Below are 18,596 nucleotides of genomic sequence, written 5' to 3' on the forward strand. Positions count from 1 at the left end.
CCGACAGATCATTCGCAGCGATGATTTATCTCACCGCCGCAATCATCAATTCGCGTTAATTCCCAACAGACCCCAAAAAGCTTCGAAAGATGCCGCCTTTCTGAAAAAAGGGGGCGCCTGAAAACGTCCATTATCCTACCGCGTCCATCAGAACACGCTGTTGAACGCGAATTGCGGGCACAGGACGCGCGCCGTGTTGTGCCCGGCGAACAATGCGGACACACCGGCAATGATGCCGAAACGCGGTGACCAGTTATATTCGATGGCCGGGGCGATCATCCAGTCGCCCGAAGCCTCGCCCGTGCTGCGTACCAGATGGCCCTGCGCATCGTGGCCATGGACGTACGCCCCGTCAGCCCAGTCGCGGGCGAGGTCCATCGCCAGCACCCATCTCTGGCTGATGCCGTATTCCAGCGAAAACCCACCCTCCCCATACATGCCGGGATGCGCCGCGCCACGAAATCCCGGCGTCGTGCCATAACTGCTGGTGTTGGTGATGCGTGCGGCACCCAGCGCGCGCCGCCATGTCCCCCATACCCGCAGGCGCAGCGCATGGTGCCCGGGCAGGACGTAGGTGGACTGCTCCGTCATGGCGAGGCGGAAGGTATAGGCCCCGCTGCCCACGCCGTCCTCGCTCCGGCCGAGGTTGCGGTAATCCCCGGTGGGAAAGGCGATGCCGGCAAAGATGCTGAGTGCGGGGATGAAACGCCGGGGATCCGCATTCAGGTAACGCCACATCAGGTCCACGGGCAGGTCGCCCATTTTCGCCCCGCTGGTGGTGTCGCCATGCCTGCGCCACCCGTAGCTGATGGTGGGTGTGGTCTGCACGCTGATGGAATCGGTAATTGCGTATTTGTACAGCGTGAAATTCGAAATCTCGCGCATGCCGTCATGGATGGGGCGACCATGTCCCCCGCTATCGAGGAAACCTGTCGGCGTGCTGTAGGTGAAATAGGGTTCCCACGCAAAAACGCCCTTCTGCGTCAGCGCGCCGGAGGGCGAGACGAGGGAGCCGGTATACCACTGTTCATACGTCCGTTCCTGCGCCTGTGACCCACCGGCCGTACCATTGCCGGTATTCGCTGCCCGGGCGTCACACAGCGGCAGCATGATGATGGCGGCAAAGGCAATCCATGCATGCCGCATGGCGCTGCATGGATGGCGCTGCGTAGTGGTCAGGCATCTGTCGGGTATGTGTCCATGGGGGGCGCCATGGTCTGTGTGGGCGGGCAATAGGCTGGACTCGATATCGCAGGACAGGCAGGGAACCCGTGTGGAAACAGGGCGGGCCTGTCCGTGCGGTTCATGATGGGAGGGGCTGCGGCGGGGCGCTGCATTTCAGGGCATCATGACGGTTCTTGCTTTCCACCACATATCCATGATCGCCCGCCTGTCGCGCTCCTGCGCCACGGGTCGGGCCGGGCAGGACCGGGTCAGGTCCTGCCATGGTGGGAAAGAAAAGATAAAAGCCCGGGTGAAACAACAGCTTAAAAAGAATGGCTGCCATTTCCCCCTGAAAGGTGGGTTTTATTTGCGCCGCAGCATGTACCATCCCAGCGCAAGGATGGCGCCGATGATGGGGGTCGCCGCGATCGTGGAGGTGCCGGCGGGATAGTCACACAGCATCAGGAACAGCACGCACACCAGAAAGCCGAGCGACAGCCATGCCGTGACGGGGGCGCCGGGCATGGGAAAGCCTGTGGGCGCGATCTCGCCGCGTGTAATGGCCTGGCGCAGCCTGATCTGGCTGAGCAGGATGAAGATCCACGTGCTGATGATGCCGACGGACGCGAAATTGAGGACGATTTCAAAGACCTGACTGGGCACGATGTAATTGAGCACCACGCCGATCAGGTAGATCGCAACCGTCAGCCCGATCCCCGCCGCAGGCACGGAATTGCTGTTCATGTAGGACAGGAAACGCGGTGCCGTGCCACCCAGCGACATGGCGCGCAGCACGCGGCCGGTCGAATACAGGCCGGAATTCAGGCTCGACAGGGCGGCGGTCAGCACGACGATGTTCATGACCGTGTCGATGCCCGGGATGCCCAGCGCCTGAAAGAACGTGACGAACGGGCTGACACCCGCATGATACGCCGTCCACGGCAGCAGGCAGACCAGCAGGATGACCGACCCGACATAGAACAGGCCGATGCGCCAGATGACGCTGTTGATGCTGCGCGGCAGGACGGTGCGCACGTCCTCGCACTCGCCCGCGGCGGTGCCGATCAGTTCGATCCCCGAATAGGCGAAGACCACGCCCTGCGTCAGGATCAGCGCGGGGATCAGCCCATGGGGAAACAGCCCGCCATTTTCGGAAATGAGGTGAAAGCCCGTGGTATGCCCGCCCACCGGCACGCGCAGGCCCAGCACCGCCGCACCGACGACAAGGAACAGCGACAGCGCCACGACCTTGATGAGGGAGAACCAGAATTCCATCTCCCCGAACCATTTGACGCCGATCATGTTCATGCTGGTGACGATGCCCATCGCACCCAGCGCGAACACCCATTGCGGCACATGTTCGAACGTGCCCCAGAAATGCATGTACAGCGCCACGGCGGTGATATCGACAATGCCCGTCATGGCCCAGTTCAGGAACGACAGCCATCCCGCGACGAAAGAGGCCTTCTCGCCAAGGAATTCGCGCGCATAGGACACGAAGCTGCCGCAGGTGGGGCGATACATCACCAGTTCGCCCAGCGCACGCAGGATCAGGAACGAAAAGAACCCGCACACCAGATAGACGATCGCAAGCGACGGTCCCGCGATCTGCAGTCGCGATCCCGCGCCAAGGAACAGGCCGGTGCCGATCGCCCCACCAATGGCGATCATCTGGATCTGACGTTTGCCAAGGCCCTTATGATATCCTTCGTCTTCCCCATCCGGCAGGATATGCACGTCGTCTTCGGGAGAGGGGGCGGGAGGGTTCATGCTTGTGTTTCCGATTGCCGATGGGAAATGGGGGCAGGGGACGAAAGGGCCTTTTCCCTCTCGATACGATAAAGGACCGGGGCAAGTGCCGCCCTCAGGTCCGGGGGATGGGGACTGTCATGTGGTGGTGGGACTGCGCTTGCCTCGATCCGTTCCAGCAGCAGCGCACGCGCACGTGGCATGTCGCCATCGCCCATGGCCTCCATGATGGCGGTGTGCGCTGCGTGCACTGCCCGGGCGGTATGGAACGTCGGTGTCGCGCGTGCAAGGCAGGATCGCGCCATGAGGGAGCGCATGCTTTCCGTCATCGCCGGATTGTGGATCAGGCGCGTCAGGCAGACATGGAAATCCGCCAGCAGGAAGCATGTGTGGCTGATGTCGCCATCTTCCAGCGCCGCGTGCTGCCGCGCAAGGTGATGGCGCACGGAGGCCGCATCCTGCGCCGACAGCGGGACCGTCAGAGTCAGGATGCCCGTCTGTATGATCCGCCGTGCCTCGCAGGTTGCGCGGATTTCGTCGCATCCCTGTTCGGGGATGAACCATCCGCGCTTCGCCACCACATGCACAAGCCCGCGTCCCTGCAGCCGGACCAGGGCCTCACGCACGGTTGCGCGCGACGCGCCAAAGGCGAAGGCAAGCCGCCCCTCGCTCAGGCAGGTGCCCGGCACAAGGCGGCGCGCCATGATGGCACGCAGCATAACACGCTCGATATACACGGGAAAAGCTTCGTTCATTGCCCTGTCGTGTTGTTCCGGGTTGCGCTCGAACTTGTCAGACATCTTCATGTCTGACAAGGGCACGGCCGTACTGCGGGGGCAGGCGGGGCCTGACAACAAATTGTGCCGCCCGGTGGGGTACGGTATCGAGGCGGGGCCATGCGCGAAAGCGCGGATCATGGGGTGTGATGGTGGTGCTGCGCGGACTGCTTTGTATGTTTCTGTTCCTTGTCGGGACGCTGTGCGCGGCCCATGCGGAGGACGAGCGTTTCGACGCCGACGAACTTGCGTCCGGCGCGCCCCGGTATTTCGTGCTGCGTGCGACCGACGCGCGCACCACGCACATGACGGGTGATGTGCGGCTGTCGGAAACGGCGCTGGATTTCACCAACGGCAGCAGGATGGACGTGCAGCCCGTCGATGCCGACATGCGCGACGGCCTTGTCTATCGTGTGCTGGACAATGAAAATCCGCTGATGCCGTCGGGCCGTCCCCTTTGTCCTGCGCCGCTGCACCCGCTCTACCTTGTCTTTGACAATACGGGCGGGCATGCGGCTTCCGGTCCGTCAGGCGACGATACGTATCACATGACGCTGTATTGCGGGTCGCGGCCGCTGGATTTCGCGCTGGTGGATCCCGCGCGGCGGGCGGCGGTGCTGACCTATCGCAGGACCACGGACACCAACTGGGCCCAGTCGGCGGACGAAGGGGGATATGTGCGCGGACAGGTGGAGGCGCATTGCCGTGCGACCCATCCCCCCGGCGTTCCGGGCGAACAGGTCTGCATCCAGCGCGAGGAGGAGGCCTATCGGCAGATCCTGCTGCTCAGGGCGCCATCGGACGCCCTGAAACGCTGCGGTTCGTACGTGACGGCGCGGGCGTCGCATGCGCAGGGCGAGGATGTCAGTTTTTCCAACATCCTGCACTGCCTCGGGCTACGTGACAGCCGTGCGGTGTTCGATTACTGCGCCATGCGGATCACGGGGCAGAAACGTCCCAATGACACGACCTTCTGGGACGGGCAGCCCGAACAGGCGCACGGGATATCGCTGTGTTTCAATGCGCTGGCGGCCCGCCAGGGACATAACTGACGTCGCGGCGGGGCGAGCGGATCAAGGGGCCGCGGTGCCGCACGATCAGCCGATCGGGTCGAGGATCATGATTTCAAGCGGCTTTGCCAGCAGCGGGGCAAAGCTTCGGGCCATCGCCTGGAAATGCGGGGTCTTTTCATGCTCCGCCAGTGCTTCGCGGCTGGCCCAGCGTTCGACGAACACGAAACGCGACGGGTTGGCGCTGTCACGATGGGGGACGTAGGCGTCATTGGCGGCCTCCGCACGTGATGGCGGGACGCAGGCAGCGATGGCGGCTTCCACCTGTGCTTCGCATCCGGGCCTGGCCTCCGCGATGGCGACGACGGTGATCTGCTTGCTCATGCACGACTCTCCATAAAATACCGGGACATGGTGCCCCGGATACAGGCCCGGCAAAGGTCGGACCATTGTCCCTATGTCCTGATGGGCCGGAAAGTTCAATGACGTGCGTCCCGCCGCCATCGCGGCGGTGGCCTCAGGCGACCTGCGGGGCTTCGACCTGGCTTGCGAATTTCTGCAGTTCCTCGTGATGGAGCACGAAGACACGGCTGCTTTTGCCAAGCTGTATCGCCTGCTGCGTGTATGGCGCGTTGGAGACGACAACCGCGATCCGTGCCGACAGGCCCGCGCGCGCCGCGATGCACTGGCGCACGATGTCTTCCTCCACCGGGCGGCGTTCGGTCCAGCACTGCACCACCATCGACAGGCCATCCTTCGTCGCCACGATCACCGTGGCGGCCTGTCCCGCGTTTGCGGACATGCGCGTATCCCAGCCCGCCTTTTCAAGCAGCCCCATGCAGTAGCTGACATACTGCGCGCACGTCATGTCCGCGTGGTAGGGGACAGGGGCCGTGACCAGGCGCAGGTCGGGGCGGGGACGTGCGCGTGTGGAAACGGCCTCGATGCAGACCAGCACCTTTCTTTCGATCGCGGCCCAGTACTGCTCCCGCCCCTCGTGGGCGAGGGCGGGCATAAGGGTCGTGCGGCAGAAACGGTCCACCTCGCGCTGCCATTGCTGCGCGGGGGCATGGCCATGGGCGGCTTGCCCCTCATGCGCGTGCAGGCGCCGCTGGATCAGCAGCCCGGCATTGCGTTCCACCAGCGCCGTGGCCTGGCGCAGGGCCGCACGCCGCCCCACGAATGCCATGATCATGCGATAGACAACCCACAATACCCATCCCGCCCCGAGGGCAAGCAGCGCGGAGAGCAGCATTGAGCCCAGTTTCTGGAACCCCCCGGTCATGAAGAACAGGTCCGTTGGTGCCGGCGGGTCGGTATGGGTGATGATGACCGGCGCGGCCTGCGGTGATACGGCGCTGTCGGTGGCCTGCGGGTCCGTGACGTCGGCGGGCTTTGCCGGTGCGGGCGCGGGTGTGGCGGTGTCGGCGGGCCTGCCGGATGCCGGGGGGGGAGCCGTGATGTCGGCAATGTCGGACGCCATGAAGTATAGCGGCGGCATCCCCGCGATCGGCGGGTTGCGCCGCAGCAGCGGAAGCCCGTTACGGTTGGCGATCTTTTCCCAGCGCATGTCGGGTGTTACGGTGTAGCACTGGCCCTGCACCATCGTGGCCTGCCGCCATTGGGGATCGGTCAGGTGCTGATTGGTCCGGTCGTTCAGGGCCTTCAGGGCGAAGTCATCGCCACAGGCGATACTCGGGTGCTTCACCCGGTAGGTGCTGCCGGCCTGGGCATGGACAGGCAGGCACAGAAGCAGACAGGCAAATGCCCATATCCGCATGTTTTTCTCCGTCTTGCCCCGTCCACCGCAGGGTTGGTGGCCAGCATATAGATGATTTCTGACGATTTGTGCGAAAACAACGCAGATATGCAGAAGATATCCATATCTGTAAAGTTGAGGGGCGGCCCCTTTCCGGCATGTGACCGCGTGCCGCGCACATAACATTTAAGCGAGGTCCGCGCCGCGCCACCCCGTTCCCCGGCGTTTGCGCGGCGGGCATGTGTCCACCGGATATCTGCCCCATCCCTTCGGGTATGGCGTACGGGGTGTTCCTGTCGGAACCTGCGGGCGGTTTTTGGCGGACGTGGGCGGGACAGGGCGCATGGATAATCAATTTCTGGTGGCACTCGCGCGGCATCCTGCGGTCCGGGACGCGCTGGGACGCTGTTACGGCCGTGCCGACATGATGCTTGATGCCGGGTGGGAACAGGTGGCCGACGGGATGAAGGCGGTCATGCGCGGAATCGGGTGCGAGGTCATCTTTACCTCCCCCGCCACGCGCTGCCGCCTTGTCGCGCAACGGATCGCAACTGCGCTGGGACTGGAAATCCGCATTGACGAACGCCTGCACGAACTGGATTTCGGCCGGTGGGAAGGCATGCTGTGGCGTGACGTGCCCCGCCCCGCCCTTGATGCATGGGCCAGCGATGTGGAGGGGTTCACCTTCCCGGAAGGCGAGAATGGCCGCGCCCTGCGCGCGCGCGTGGGCGCGTTCTGGGACGATATCGTGCGGCAGGGGCGTGCGTGCGCGGTGGTCACGCATGGGGGGCCGCTGCGCCTGATGCGTGCGCTGGCGCGCGGGGATGTGGCCTCGCTCCTTGCGGATGCCCCCCCGATGGGCAGCGTCCATGTCATGCAGGCGCGCGCCCATCCCGTCCCCATGGCCGGAGGTGGCGCTCCCGGCATGGCCATGCCCTCCCTGACCTGACCCCGCGGCAGTCACAAAGGAATGTCCCTTATGCAAGGGCCGCAGGTATGGCCGCCAGCAGGACACATTCCCCAAGGCACGCCACGGCGCCGAGCACATCGCCCGTCTGCCCGCCCACCTGCCGGTAGGCAAGGGCCGCCATCGCGCTCCCCATGGCCAGTGTGACGAGGATCGCCCATCCCCCCGCCCATGCGCCAAGCAGCCACGGCGCAAGCCCGAGCGGCGGCAGCATGCATGCCGCCAGCGCGGGCAGGGGGATGCGCGTCATCGTGCTGGCCAGCCCATCGGTGCGGGCGGGGGGCAGCGCGGCCAGCACGCCCGCCATCGCCACGCGCGCCAGTGCGCCTGCGACCGGCAGCACCAGCAGCGCCAGCCCCGCCGGAAGGGTGCTGATCGCCCCCACGCGCGCCAGCAGCGCAAGGCAGAGCGCCATCATCCCGTAACTGCCGATGCGGCTGTCGCGCATGATCTCCAGCTTGCGCGCGCGTGTTTTCCCGCCGCCAAACCCGTCCGCCATGTCCGCCAGTCCGTCCTCATGCAGGCCACCGGTCAGCAGCAGTTGCGCCGCCACCGCAAGGGCCGCGGCAGGCAGCGGCGCGATGCGCAGGTGCGACAGTGCGATGAACATTCCCGCGCCAAGCAGGCCGCACACAGCACCGATGGTCGGCCATGTCCACACGCTGCGCGTCATGGAATACGGCAGTCCGTCGCGCGCCAGCACACCCACCGGCAGGCGTGTCAGCAGCCCCACGCCGCAGACGATATCCGCGCGCAGGCGTGCCAGCGCGCCGGTCATGCGCGGCCGCTGACCCGTGCCTGTGCGAAGGTGGCCATGCCGGTATGGCACGCAAGCGCGCTGCGCAGCAGCGGGATGACCAGCGCAGCGCCCGAGGCCTCGCCCAGGCGCAGGCCGAAATCCAGCAGCGGCGACAGCCCCAGCGCGCGCGCCAGCACCACATGCCCGCTTTCGGCGGAACAGTGCGACAGCACGGTGTGATCCAGCCCACGGGCATGCAGGCGCGCCAGCGGGGCGGCGGCGGCGGTGCAGACAAACCCGTCCAGCACGACCGGAATCCCGCGCCACCGCGCGGCAAGGACCGCGCCCATGATCGCCGCGAGTTCGTATCCCCCCAGCATCCGCGCCACCAGCAGCGGATCGTCCAGCACGCCTTCATGCAGGGCCAGCGCACGGTCGATCACGCTGCCCTTGTGCACGACGCCCGCCCGGTCCAGCCCGGTGCCGCGCCCGGCCCACTGCGCCCCGTGACCACCGAACAGGCCCGCAGCAACGGCGGACGCCGCCGTGGTGTTGCCGATTCCCATCTCGCCAAGGCACAGGAGGTCGGTTTCCTCCCCCACGGCGTTCATGCCGGTGGTGACGGCGTTAAGGAACGCGGCCTCGGTCATGGCGGGGGCGCGGGTGAAATCCGCCGTGGGATGCAGGTCCATCAGGGGCACGACCCGCAGTTCGGCCTGCCCGATCCGGGCGATCTGGTTGATGGCCGCGCCCCCGGCCTCGAAATTCGCCACCATCTGCGCGGTGACGCTGGCGGGCCAGGGGGAGACGCCCTGCGCCACGACGCCATGGTTCCCGGCAAAGACGATGATGCGCACATGATCCAGCGTCGGGCGCGCACGCCCCTGCCAGCGGCCCATCCATGCCGTCAGCCGTTCCAGCCGCCCGAGGCTGCCCGGTGGTTTCGTCAGCGTCAGGTCGCGTTCGGCGATCAGGGCGTCAATGCTGGCGTCGGGGGGCGGCATGTCGCGGCATGCGGCGCGGAGTTGCGTCATCGACGTCAGGCGCTGCGGAAGGGAAGCTGCCGTGGCAGCGCTGGAGGCATGGGGTGGCATAGACGCAGTTGTGTGGTCTTATGCCGCGCGATGCAAGATGGCGGAGGGGTTTAATGCAGGCTTCGGATGGGACGGCGGGTGCCGCGTGCGGCATGGCGGGCGCCGTGCTGGTGCTGGGTGGGGCGCGTTCGGGAAAAAGCAGTTTCGCCGAAGGGGTTGTCACACGCTGGCCACGCCCATGGACCTATGTTGCGACGTCACGTGTGTATGACGCGGAAATGCGCGAACGCGTCGCCCATCACCGTGCCAGTCGGGCCGAAGGCTGGGACACGGTGGAGGAGGCGCGCGACATCGCCCCGGTGCTGGACGCGGCGGGCGCCCGGCCCGTGCTGGTGGACTGCCTGACGCTGTGGCTGACGAACCTGCTGCTTGACGGGTGCGATATCGTGGCCGCGCGCGAGGGGCTGCTGTCCGCCCTGCGGCGCAGGGCCGGCCCCACGGTGCTGGTGGGGAACGAGGTCGGATTGGGCATCGTGCCCGACAATGCGCTGGCGCGCCGTTTCCGTGACGAGGCAGGCCTGCTGCATCAGGCCATTGCGCGGGAGGCCGGGCACGTGGTGTTTGTGGCGGCAGGTTTGCCGATGGAGATGAAATGACCGATATGCCCGACGCGGAACGCCACCGCGAGAAGATGCGCAAGCGCAAGGAAGTGCAGGACCGCGAGGTCGCGGCCAAGGCGGTGGAGAAGGGGCTGCTTGCGGTCCATACCGGCCCCGGCAAGGGCAAGTCCACGGCGGCGTTCGGCATGGCGCTGCGCACGGTGGCGCATGGCGGGCGTGTGGTGGTGATCCAGTTCATCAAGGGCGCATGGAACACGGGGGAGCGCATCGCGCTGGAAAAATTCGGCGACCTTGTGGAATGGCATGCGCTGGGCGAGGGATTTACATGGAACACGCAGGACCGCGCCCGCGACATCGCCGCGTGCGAACGCGCATGGGAACAGGCGCGCGCGGCCCTGCGGCGGGAGGATGTGGCGCTGGTGATCCTCGATGAACTCAATATCGCGCTGCGCTACGACTACCTGCCGCTGGAGGAGGTCATCGCCGACATCGCCGCACGTCCGCCGATGCAGCATGTCGTCGTCACGGGCCGCAACGCGCGCCCGGCCATGATCGCGGCCGCCGACCTCGTGACGGAGATGGGGCTGGTGAAGCATCATTTCAAAGATGGCGTGAAGGCGCAGGCCGGGATCGAATTCTGATGGCGCGCGCGCTGATGTTCCAGGGCACGGGATCAAGCGTCGGGAAATCGGTGCTGGTCGCGGGCCTTGCCCGCGCGTGCGTGCGGCGTGGGGTGCGAGTGCGGCCGTTCAAGCCGCAGAACATGTCCAACAATGCCGCCGTCACCGCCGATGGCGGCGAAATCGGCCGCGCGCAGGCATTGCAGGCGCGTGCCTGCGGTGTGGCGCCGGGCGTGGACATGAACCCCGTCCTGCTCAAGCCGCAGGGGATGACGGGATCGCAGCTCGTGGTGCGCGGGCAGGTGCGCGGGCAGGTCCATGCGCGCGATTTCCAGTCCTTCAAGCGTGGCCTGATGCCCGAGGTCCTGCAGTCCTTTGCCCGCCTTGCCGATGAATGTGACCTCGTGCTGGTCGAAGGCGCGGGTTCCGCGTCGGAGGTCAACCTGCGCGCCGACGATATCGCGAACATGGGCTTTGCGCAGGCGGCGGACATTGACGTCGTGCTGATCGGCGATATCGACCGGGGCGGCGTGATCGCAAGCCTCGTCGGCACGCAGGCCGTGCTGGATGCACGCGATGCCGCGCGGATCCGTGGGTTCATCGTCAACCGCATGCGTGGCGACCCGTCCCTGTTCGCCGATGGCATGGATGCGATCGCACGTCATACGGGGTGGGCCGCGCTGGGGCTTGTGCCATTCCTTGACCGCGTCCGCGACCTGCCGGCGGAGGACGCGGCCGACCTGCGCGCGGGACGCACTGGGCATGGGCGCATGGGGCAGGGGACGTTGCACGTGGTCGTGCCATGGCTGCCGATGATCGCCAATTTCGATGACCTCGACCCCCTGCGCGCCGAACCCGGTATCGTCCTGACGGTTGTCGCGCGCGGGCAGCCATTGCCGCCATGCGACCTTGTGGTGCTGCCGGGGTCGAAGGCGACAATCGCCGACCTTGCCGCCCTGCGCGGGGAAGGGTGGGATATCGACATCCTTGCCCATGTGCGTCGTGGCGGGCATGTGCTGGGGATCTGTGGCGGATACCAGATGCTGGGCCATCATGTGGCCGACCCGCAGGGGATCGAGGGACCGCCCGGTCGCGTTGCGGGACTTGGGCTGCTGGATGTGCAGACCGTGCTGTCGGGGGACAAGCGGCTGGAAAACGTGTCGGGCAGGCTGCTGCCCGAAGGCGTTGCGGTGCGCGGGTATGAAATGCACATGGGCGTCACCGACGGGCCGGACCATGTGGATCGTCCCCTGATCGACCTTGGCACGCATGCCGATGGCGCAGTTGCGCGTTCGGGGCGCGTGTGGGGCAGTTACGTGCACGGGCTTCTGGCCGATGGCGCGGCGCGCCGGGCGCTGCTTGCACGGCTTGGCGCGCAATCAGGCGGGCGCGACCATGATGGGACGGTGGAAGATGCGCTCGACGCGCTGGCCGATCATCTGGAACGCCATGTCGATATCAGCGCCCTGCTGGAACTGGCGCGCCCGGTTGCCTCATGACGGGCGACGTGCGCGCCACGCACGGCGCAGCATGACCGATAGCGCCACAAGCACGCCGCCCTGCAGCATGCAGGCGCGGCGGTACAGCGCGAGCGCACGGTCAAGGTCGTGCGGCGTCAGGTCCGCGCGCCCGTCACCGACCCATGGTTCGTGGGAGACCACCCCGTTATAGGAACGCGGTCCCGACAGGCGCACGCCCAGCGCACCCGCCATCGCCGCCTCCGGCCATCCGGCATTGGGGGAGCGGTGGTGGCCCGCATCGCGCCGCAGGATGCGCCATGCCCCGCGCGCATCCATGTCCGCCATGGTCATGGCGGCAAGGAGGATCCACACCGCCGACAGCCGTGATGCGGGCAGGTTCACAAGGTCATCCAGCTTTGCCGCGGCAAAGCCGAAACGGTCATGGCGTGGCGTGCGGTGGCCGATCATGCTGTCGGCGGTATTGACCGATTTGTAGAACACCGCCCCCGCCGGGCCGCCCAGCGACATCCACAGCAGGGGGGCGACGATACCGTCCGAGAAATTTTCGGCCAGTGTTTCCACCGCCGCGCGCATGACCGCCGCCTCGTCAAGCTGCGCGGGATCGCGTCCGACAATATGGGAAACTGCCGCGCGCGCCTGTGGCAATCCCTGCCGCGCGGCGATGGAGACGGCGCGCACATGCTCCCACAATGAACGCTGCGCGCTTAGCGAACTGCCGAGGATTCCGCCCGCGATGATGGCAAGTGGTGGCGGCAGGCGGCGAAAGGCGAGCACCTGCACCAGCGCCACGGTCGCGCACGGGACGGTCGCGATGATCGACATTGCCACAAAACCGTTCCGGTACCTGACAGGATCGGAATCCGTGTCGCGGTTCAGTCGCCGGTCCAGCATGTCCGTCAGCCGTCCGATCCACATGACGGGATGGCCGATCCGTTGCACCAGGCGCTGCGGATATCCGGCAACGGCGTCGCATGCCGCGGCGATGGCAGTCGTCGAAAGGTTGCGGCCAGGGAAAAGGACGATCTTCATGGGCGCGCAATATTGTGCCGCACGGGTATGGTCAAGGCAGGCGAACGAATATGTCCAACCTGTACACATGGCTTGTCTGTTCCCAGCGTGGGGCAGAAATGTCCGCAGGGGGAATGGAAATTCATTTCATATCAAAAAACTGATGATTTTATCATCGGATATAGAAAATTCGTGATGGCGGCCATCCTGGCGCGATACTGCCGCGTCATGTTTTTACGTTCCGGATTGTTACGCTTGATATTAAGAAAAACAGCCGGATTATTCCACATTCGCTTGACATTGTCAGGTTTCGCGTCGCAATGAAGGAACATTCTGGTATATCCATAATGTCCCAGTTGCGTGTTTTGTAATGTCAGCCCAACAGCAGGTCACTGCGATGAAAAGCATCGTCGGGGCGTGATCTGTCATCCGGTCGGGAACGGTGCGGGCGGTGCCGATTGCGATGTCATGCACCGGGTTGATGATGGGATACATACATTTATATTCTCAAAGGTGGAGTGTATGGCAGACAACAAAAAGGCAACCGTTCGCAAGGGACGGCGTACGGTAGCCGCAGGCGCATCCCGTCGCGCCAGGGCCGTCGAGGAAGCTGAAATCGTGGAACAGAAAGTGTCCGCTCCGAAAAAGCGCCCTGCACGGAAGAAGAAAACCGAAACCGTGCCCCAGGCCGAACCCGTCCAGATCGAACTGATCGAGGAAGTGGTCGAAGCCGTGCCGGCGCGCAAGGGCAAGGGCCGTCGCAAGGCCGCCGCAACGACAGCGCCCGCCGCCCCGGTCGGGGACAGCGTGGCGGAAAAGAAAACCACCACCCGTCGCAGGCGCGCCACCCCTGCCGCCGTGGCGGAAGCACCCGCTGCGGCAGAGGTGAAGCCGCGTCGCCGTCGTGCCGCAGCCCCCGTACCGGTTGAGGAACCTGCCGCACCGGTCAGGAAAGTCCGCAAGCGTCGCGTGGCAGCACCCGCCCCGGTGAAAGTCGAGGTCGAGGCGGTGGAAGTCGCGGCGCCTGCACGCCGCACCCGCAAGGCGAAGGCAAAGACGGCCCCTGTGGAGGCGGTTGCCGCCCCCGCGCCGAAGCGTGCGGCTCGCCGGAAGGCGGCCGTGGCCGATGTGGCGGAGGAACCCGCCCCCGCGCCAAAGGCGACCCGTAAGACACGCCGCACCACAAAGGCGGCAGACGCGGAAGAAGTCGCGGTGCCAGCACCCGCGCGCAAGGCCACCAGAACCCGCACGGCAAAGGCGCCCGCGAAAAAGGCCGCCCCCGCGAAGGCCGAGACGGCCGCCGCACCCGCGCGTCGCACGAAGGCGGCCGAGCGTGCGCCGAAGGTGAAGCGTTCCGCCGTGGAGGCATGGCGCGAGGCCCGTGCGCTGCGCAAGCAGGTGCGCCTTGAACGTCTGGCCGCGGAACGCAAGGGACGCTGATTCCGCCACCACTATTCTGATGGACCCTTCCCGCGCGTCGCCTGCTGCTGGCACGCGGGTGGGAGATACTGTCCCCGATGATGCGACCCGCCCCGTGTGGCGGGTCGTTTCATTTTCGGGACGAATGGTTCAGGATATGACAATGATTTGCTGGCATGGATCGGCCAGTATGGGGCAGGCATGGCGATGTCCCCCTTGCATCCAGACCGTAATGATGGAGACATGACATCTCGATGAACAGGTCGCATGCCCTCCCTTCCCGTCGCACGTTCATGCAGGTCATGGCTGGCACCACCGCACTGGTGGCGATGCCGTATGGCGTGGCGCGTGCCGGTGCCCCCACGGCCGGTATGTCCCATACGCCGGTATTCTTTGACGCTGCCGAATGGAAATTTCTCAACGCCGCGTGTGCGCGCCTGATCCCGCATGATGCGCTCGGGCCGGACGGGGTGGCGCTTGGCGTGCCGCGCTTCATCGACCTGCAGATGGATACGCCCTATGGCCGGGGGGAGATGTGGTACATGCACGAACCCTTTGTCGAAGGGCCGGCCAACCTTGGCTACCAGTTGCCCTATCCCCCGCGGGAGGTCTATCGCCGGGGGATCGCGGGCGCCAATGCATGGTGCCAGCACAATGATGGTGCGGATTTCGCCGCCCTGTCCCCCGAACGTCAGGATGAAGTCCTGGCCATGATGGAAAAGGGGGAAATGATGTTTCCCGACCTGCCCGCCGCACAGTTTTTTGAACAGTTGCTGTCCAATACGATGGAAGGCGCGTTTGCCGATCCCATCCATGGCGGGAATGCCGGACTGCGGTCATGGACCATGATCGGCTTCCCCGGTGCGCGTGCCGACTTCATGGACTGGGTGGACCAGTATGGCGTGAAATATCCGCTGGGGACCGTCTCGATTTCCGGGGAGACCGCCTGACATGGATGATGCAACGCGACTGAAACCCGTCGATGTCGTCATTGTCGGGGGTGGCTGGGCCGGTTCGATCATGGCCAAGGAAATGACCGAGGCCGGGCGCAATGTCGTCATGCTCGAACGCGGTCCCGACCGCAGCACCGCCGTCGAGGGGGCCTATCCCGGTTCGATTGATGAACTGGAGGGCAATTTCCGCTATCGCCTGTTCCAGGACCTTTCGAAAAACACCGTTACAATCAGGAACAATATCCACCAGCGCGCCCTGCCATACCGGCGCATGGCCGCGTTCCTGCCGGGCGAGGGCGTCGGCGGCGCGGGCCTGCACTGGTCTGGCGTGCATTTCCGCATGCCACCCGATGACCTTATCCTGCGTTCGAAGGTGATCGAGCGGTATGGAAAATCCTTTATTCCCGAAGGCATGAACCTTCAGGATTACGGCGTCACCTATGACGAACTGGAACCATTTTTCGACCGCGCGGAAAAGGTGTTCGGCACGTCGGGGGAACCTTACAAGATCAATGGCAAGGTGGTGGGGCAGGGCAATGTCTTCTCCCCGTCGCGTTCCGGGCCGTTCCCGCTGCCCGCGCTCAAGGACGTCTATAGCGCGCACCTGTTCCGCAAGGCCGCGACGGAGGCGGGCTTCCATCCCTATTCCATGCCTGCGGCCAATGCATCGGCGCAGTATACCAATCCCTATGGCGCGCAGATGGGGCCATGCAATTTCTGTGGATATTGCAGCGGTTATGCCTGCTACATGTATTCCAAGGCATCGCCCAACGTAAACATCCTGCCGGTCCTGCGGCGTGACCCGCTGTTTGAACTGCGCACGCATGCCAATGTCCTGCGCGTGGAGATGGACAGCACGAAAACCCGTGCCACGGGCGTGACTTATGCCGATCGCGAAGGGCGGACATGGACGCAGCCTGCCGAACTGGTGATCCTCAGCGCGTTCCAGTTCCATAACGTCCGGCTCATGCTGCTGTCGGGAATTGGGAAACCTTATGATCCTGTCGCCAACGAAGGCGTCGTGGGGCGTAACTTCGTCTACCAGAACGTGACGACCAGCATGGTCTGGCTGGATCAGGGGATCGAGACCGAACAGTTCGTCGGTACCGGCGGTGGCGGTGTCGCATTCGATGATTTCAACAGCGAAAATTTCGACCATGGCCCGCTGGGATTTGTCGGGGGATCGCCCGTATGGGTGAACCAGGCGGGGGTGAAGGCCATCGCCGCGGCACAGGCGGGCGGCCCGCCGGGCACGCCGCGCTGGGGCAGTGCGTGGAAAAAGGGACTGGTCGATACCTACCGCCATTCCCTGCGCATCGATGCGCACGGGGCGAACATGGCCTATCGCGATGTGTTCCTCGACCTCGACCCGACATGGAAGGACGCCTATGGCCTGCCTCTGCTGCGCATGACGTTCGACTGGAAAGACAACGATATCCGCATGAACCGTTACGTGGTGGACCGCATTGGCGATGTGGCGCGTGCGATGGGCGCGCGGCAGGTGCAGTTGACGAAGCGGGAATTCGGCGTGCCGTTCGACACGCGCAAATACCAGACCACGCATCTGGGCGGTGGCGCGGTGATGGGGACGGACCCGAACACCAGTGCGCTCAACCGTTACCTGCAGGTGTGGGACGTGCCGAATGTGTTTGTCATCGGCGCCAATGCGTTTCCGCAGGGGACGGGATACAACCCGACCGGCATGGTCGCGGCCCTTGCCTACTGGGCGGCGCATCATATCCGGCAGACCTACCTGAAAAATCCCGGCCCCCTGGTGTCACTGTGAAGGGGGGGCGTGTCCTTGCCCTGCTGCTGGGGCTTGCCGGATGGGGCGCTGCTCCCGCGCGGGCGGCGGATGACGCCGGGGAGCAGGCGCAGGTCACAGCGGGGGAGTATGTGGCGCGCGCCGCGGACTGTTCCGCGTGCCACAGCCTGCCGGGCGGGAAGCCCTTTGCCGGGGGGCTGGCGTTCCACCTGCCGATGGGCACGATCCGCGCGTCCAACATCACGCCCGATCCCAAGGCGGGTATCGGCAGCTATAGCGAGGTGGAATTCGCCCGCGCGGTGCGTCAGGGGATCCGCCGTGACGGGGCGACGCTGTATCCGGCCATGCCCTATCCGTCCTATGCGCACATGACGGATGCGGATGTGCATGCGCTGTATGTCTATTTCATGAAGGGCGTTGCCCCTGTCGCCACCCCGGTTGCGCCCAATGACATTGTCTGGCCGCTGTCGATGCGCTGGCCGCTGGTGGCGTGGCGGATGATGTTCGCCCCGTCGGGTGCGCAGGGCGTGCGGACTTTCGCCGATCCGCAACTGGCGCGCGGGGCCTACCTGGTGGAGGGGCCGGGCCATTGCGGGGCCTGCCATACGCCACGCGGCATCGCGATGCAGGAAAAGGCCCTGACGGCGGTGGACGGGCCACTGTACCTGTCGGGCGGCAGCGCGGTGGACGGGTGGAATCCCGTCAGCCTGCGCGGGGAAATGCGCGAGGGCCTTGGCCGGTGGAGCGAGGAGGACATCGTGACCTTCCTGCAGACCGGCCGCGTCATGCATGCCGCCGCCTTTGGCGGGATGACGGATGCGATCCGCCACGGCACGCAGCATCTGAGCGATGATGACCTGCGGGCGATCGCCCATTACCTGAAATCCCTGCCGCCCGCGCACCCGCAGGCGCGCGCGTGGCAGTATGATGAAACGACGGGCCGCTCCCTGCATGCCGGCGACCTGTCGGCGCGTGGCGCGCGGGCCTATGTCGATAACTGCGCCGCCTGCCACCGCACCGACGGGCGTGGCTATCCCACGACGTTCCCGCCGCTTGCGGGAAATCCGGTGGTGATGGATGCCTCCGCCACGTCGCTGATCCGCATCGTGCTGACGGGCAGTGTGCTGCGCGCCACCCATCAGGCGCCGTCCGCCTTTGTCATGCCCGGTTTCGCGGCACGCATGGACGACCGGGCCGTGGCCGACGTGGTCAGTTTCATCCGCCAGTCATGGGGCAATGACGTGCCGCAGGTCAGCGCGGCGGAGGTCGCGGAGGTGCGGCGTTCCCTGAAAGGCAGCGGGGACGCCCCCCCGGCGCGCCAGCCCCTGAACTGATCGTGATGGGGCGGGGCGGTTGTCCCTGCCGTGAGGCTCCGTCACTGTGGCGGGGAAGGGCAGGCGGCTTCCTGATGAAGTTATAAAAGTTTTTTTGGGTGTCGCCTTTTGATTGAAAAAGGCGACGTTCTTTCGAAGCTTTTTGAAAAAAGCTTCACCAAAAACTTCTTTGGATTTTCAGGCAGGATGGCAAGCGGG

Annotated in this window: 17 protein-coding genes; 9 read left to right on the forward strand and 8 right to left on the reverse strand. The window is 65.4% G+C overall.

The genetic code is table 11. The features are described 5' to 3' along the window. Positions 1-147: 147 nt before the first annotated feature. The 3 genes from HNH97_RS01620 to HNH97_RS01630 all read right to left on the reverse strand — a co-directional run bounded on the left by HNH97_RS01620 (position 148) and on the right by HNH97_RS01630 (position 3,713). The gene (locus tag HNH97_RS01620) at positions 148-1,146 is read right to left on the reverse strand and encodes a hypothetical protein (protein ID WP_244949225.1); all 999 of its coding nucleotides are present in this window, start codon (positions 1,144-1,146) and stop codon (positions 148-150) included. Positions 1,147-1,527: 381 nt separating this feature from the next. Further along, positions 1,528-2,934, reverse strand: a complete 1,407-nt coding sequence (locus tag HNH97_RS01625; protein ID WP_110912059.1) for an amino acid permease — start codon at positions 2,932-2,934, stop codon at positions 1,528-1,530. Then, the gene (locus tag HNH97_RS01630) at positions 2,931-3,713 is read right to left on the reverse strand and encodes a GntR family transcriptional regulator (protein ID WP_171789665.1); all 783 of its coding nucleotides are present in this window, start codon (positions 3,711-3,713) and stop codon (positions 2,931-2,933) included. Before HNH97_RS01630 ends, HNH97_RS01625 begins: the two co-directional genes overlap by 4 nt. Positions 3,714-3,865: 152 nt before the next feature. On the opposite strand from HNH97_RS01630, the gene HNH97_RS01635 reads away from it, so the two are divergent. Continuing rightward, a complete protein-coding gene (locus HNH97_RS01635; RefSeq protein ID WP_171789666.1) occupies positions 3,866-4,741 on the forward strand; it encodes a hypothetical protein in 876 nt (291 codons plus the stop codon). A 45-nt stretch (positions 4,742-4,786) separates the two neighbouring features. On the opposite strand, the gene HNH97_RS01640 is transcribed toward HNH97_RS01635, so the two are convergent. Beyond that, positions 4,787-5,083: a putative quinol monooxygenase gene (locus HNH97_RS01640; protein WP_171789667.1), complete on the reverse strand. Its 297-nt coding sequence runs from the start codon at positions 5,081-5,083 to the stop codon at positions 4,787-4,789. A 133-nt stretch (positions 5,084-5,216) separates the two neighbouring features. After that, complete coding sequence (locus tag HNH97_RS01645) at positions 5,217-6,479, reverse strand: restriction endonuclease (protein ID WP_171789668.1); 1,263 nt, start codon at positions 6,477-6,479, stop codon at positions 5,217-5,219. Positions 6,480-6,801: 322 nt separating this feature from the next. Between HNH97_RS01645 and HNH97_RS01650 the strand changes: the two genes are divergently transcribed. After that, a complete protein-coding gene (locus HNH97_RS01650; protein WP_171789669.1) occupies positions 6,802-7,407 on the forward strand; it encodes a histidine phosphatase family protein in 606 nt (201 codons plus the stop codon). 28 nt (positions 7,408-7,435) lie between these two features. Here the strand turns inward: HNH97_RS01650 and cobS are convergent, their stop codons facing one another. After that, positions 7,436-8,203 (reverse strand): adenosylcobinamide-GDP ribazoletransferase, encoded by a 768-nt coding sequence (cobS, locus tag HNH97_RS01655; protein WP_171789670.1) that lies wholly within the window; start codon positions 8,201-8,203, stop codon positions 7,436-7,438. Beyond that, the gene (gene cobT / locus HNH97_RS01660; RefSeq protein ID WP_110912064.1) at positions 8,200-9,198 is read right to left on the reverse strand and encodes a nicotinate-nucleotide--dimethylbenzimidazole phosphoribosyltransferase; all 999 of its coding nucleotides are present in this window, start codon (positions 9,196-9,198) and stop codon (positions 8,200-8,202) included. The genes cobS and cobT overlap by 4 nt, the downstream gene beginning before the upstream one ends. A gap of 113 nt (positions 9,199-9,311) precedes the next feature. On the opposite strand from cobT, the gene cobU reads away from it, so the two are divergent. Genes cobU through HNH97_RS01675 form a run of 3 tightly spaced genes read left to right on the forward strand, consistent with a single transcriptional unit; the run spans position 9,312 to position 11,937 of the window. Next, positions 9,312-9,854, forward strand: a complete 543-nt coding sequence (gene cobU / locus HNH97_RS01665) for a bifunctional adenosylcobinamide kinase/adenosylcobinamide-phosphate guanylyltransferase (protein ID WP_171789671.1) — start codon at positions 9,312-9,314, stop codon at positions 9,852-9,854. After that, the gene (gene cobO / locus HNH97_RS01670; protein ID WP_110912066.1) at positions 9,851-10,459 is read left to right on the forward strand and encodes a cob(I)yrinic acid a,c-diamide adenosyltransferase; all 609 of its coding nucleotides are present in this window, start codon (positions 9,851-9,853) and stop codon (positions 10,457-10,459) included. Before cobU ends, cobO begins: the two co-directional genes overlap by 4 nt. Next, a complete protein-coding gene (locus HNH97_RS01675) occupies positions 10,459-11,937 on the forward strand; it encodes a cobyric acid synthase (RefSeq protein WP_171789672.1) in 1,479 nt (492 codons plus the stop codon). Before cobO ends, HNH97_RS01675 begins: the two co-directional genes overlap by 1 nt. On the opposite strand, the gene cbiB is transcribed toward HNH97_RS01675, so the two are convergent. Next, positions 11,932-12,948, reverse strand: coding sequence for an adenosylcobinamide-phosphate synthase CbiB (gene cbiB, locus HNH97_RS01680; protein ID WP_171789673.1), 1,017 nt, complete (start codon positions 12,946-12,948; stop codon positions 11,932-11,934). The genes HNH97_RS01675 and cbiB overlap by 6 nt on opposite strands. Positions 12,949-13,449: 501 nt before the next feature. On the opposite strand from cbiB, the gene HNH97_RS01685 reads away from it, so the two are divergent. From HNH97_RS01685 to HNH97_RS01700, 4 genes are all read left to right on the forward strand, one after another. Further along, entirely contained in the window at positions 13,450-14,367 is a 918-nt protein-coding gene (locus HNH97_RS01685) for a hypothetical protein (RefSeq protein WP_171789674.1), read from the forward strand. Positions 14,368-14,600: 233 nt separating this feature from the next. Then, positions 14,601-15,296: a gluconate 2-dehydrogenase subunit 3 family protein gene (locus HNH97_RS01690; RefSeq protein WP_244949226.1), complete on the forward strand. Its 696-nt coding sequence runs from the start codon at positions 14,601-14,603 to the stop codon at positions 15,294-15,296. Between the two features lies 1 nt (position 15,297). Then, positions 15,298-17,085 carry a GMC family oxidoreductase gene (locus HNH97_RS01695; RefSeq protein ID WP_110912070.1) on the forward strand — a complete coding sequence of 596 codons (1,788 nt, stop codon included), beginning with the start codon at positions 15,298-15,300 and terminating at the stop codon, positions 17,083-17,085. Beyond that, positions 17,082-18,398, forward strand: a complete 1,317-nt coding sequence (locus tag HNH97_RS01700) for a c-type cytochrome (protein WP_171789675.1) — start codon at positions 17,082-17,084, stop codon at positions 18,396-18,398. Before HNH97_RS01695 ends, HNH97_RS01700 begins: the two co-directional genes overlap by 4 nt. Positions 18,399-18,596: the final 198 nt, after the last annotated feature.

It is taken from the genome of Gluconacetobacter entanii, from assembly GCF_013155425.1.
In the GTDB taxonomy this organism is placed as follows: Bacteria; Pseudomonadota; Alphaproteobacteria; order Acetobacterales; family Acetobacteraceae; genus Novacetimonas; species Novacetimonas entanii.

Bases quoted from the DNA above. Each gene is read 5' to 3' on its own strand.
- HNH97_RS01620 (WP_244949225.1), bottom strand. From the start codon at position 1,146: ATGCGGCATGCATGGATTGCCTTTGCCGCCATCATCATGCTGCCGCTG.
- HNH97_RS01625 (WP_110912059.1), bottom strand. From the start codon at position 2,934: ATGAACCCTCCCGCCCCCTCTCCCGAAGACGACGTGCATATCCTGCCG.
- HNH97_RS01630 (WP_171789665.1), bottom strand. From the start codon at position 3,713: ATGTCTGACAAGTTCGAGCGCAACCCGGAACAACACGACAGGGCAATG.
- HNH97_RS01635 (WP_171789666.1), top strand. From the start codon at position 3,866: ATGTTTCTGTTCCTTGTCGGGACGCTGTGCGCGGCCCATGCGGAGGAC.
- HNH97_RS01640 (WP_171789667.1), bottom strand. From the start codon at position 5,083: ATGAGCAAGCAGATCACCGTCGTCGCCATCGCGGAGGCCAGGCCCGGA.
- HNH97_RS01645 (WP_171789668.1), bottom strand. From the start codon at position 6,479: ATGCGGATATGGGCATTTGCCTGTCTGCTTCTGTGCCTGCCTGTCCAT.
- HNH97_RS01650 (WP_171789669.1), top strand. From the start codon at position 6,802: ATGGATAATCAATTTCTGGTGGCACTCGCGCGGCATCCTGCGGTCCGG.
- cobS (WP_171789670.1), bottom strand. From the start codon at position 8,203: ATGACCGGCGCGCTGGCACGCCTGCGCGCGGATATCGTCTGCGGCGTG.
- cobT (WP_110912064.1), bottom strand. From the start codon at position 9,198: ATGACGCAACTCCGCGCCGCATGCCGCGACATGCCGCCCCCCGACGCC.
- cobU (WP_171789671.1), top strand. From the start codon at position 9,312: ATGCAGGCTTCGGATGGGACGGCGGGTGCCGCGTGCGGCATGGCGGGC.
- cobO (WP_110912066.1), top strand. From the start codon at position 9,851: ATGACCGATATGCCCGACGCGGAACGCCACCGCGAGAAGATGCGCAAG.
- HNH97_RS01675 (WP_171789672.1), top strand. From the start codon at position 10,459: ATGGCGCGCGCGCTGATGTTCCAGGGCACGGGATCAAGCGTCGGGAAA.
- cbiB (WP_171789673.1), bottom strand. From the start codon at position 12,948: ATGAAGATCGTCCTTTTCCCTGGCCGCAACCTTTCGACGACTGCCATC.
- HNH97_RS01685 (WP_171789674.1), top strand. From the start codon at position 13,450: ATGGCAGACAACAAAAAGGCAACCGTTCGCAAGGGACGGCGTACGGTA.
- HNH97_RS01690 (WP_244949226.1), top strand. From the start codon at position 14,601: ATGAACAGGTCGCATGCCCTCCCTTCCCGTCGCACGTTCATGCAGGTC.
- HNH97_RS01695 (WP_110912070.1), top strand. From the start codon at position 15,298: ATGGATGATGCAACGCGACTGAAACCCGTCGATGTCGTCATTGTCGGG.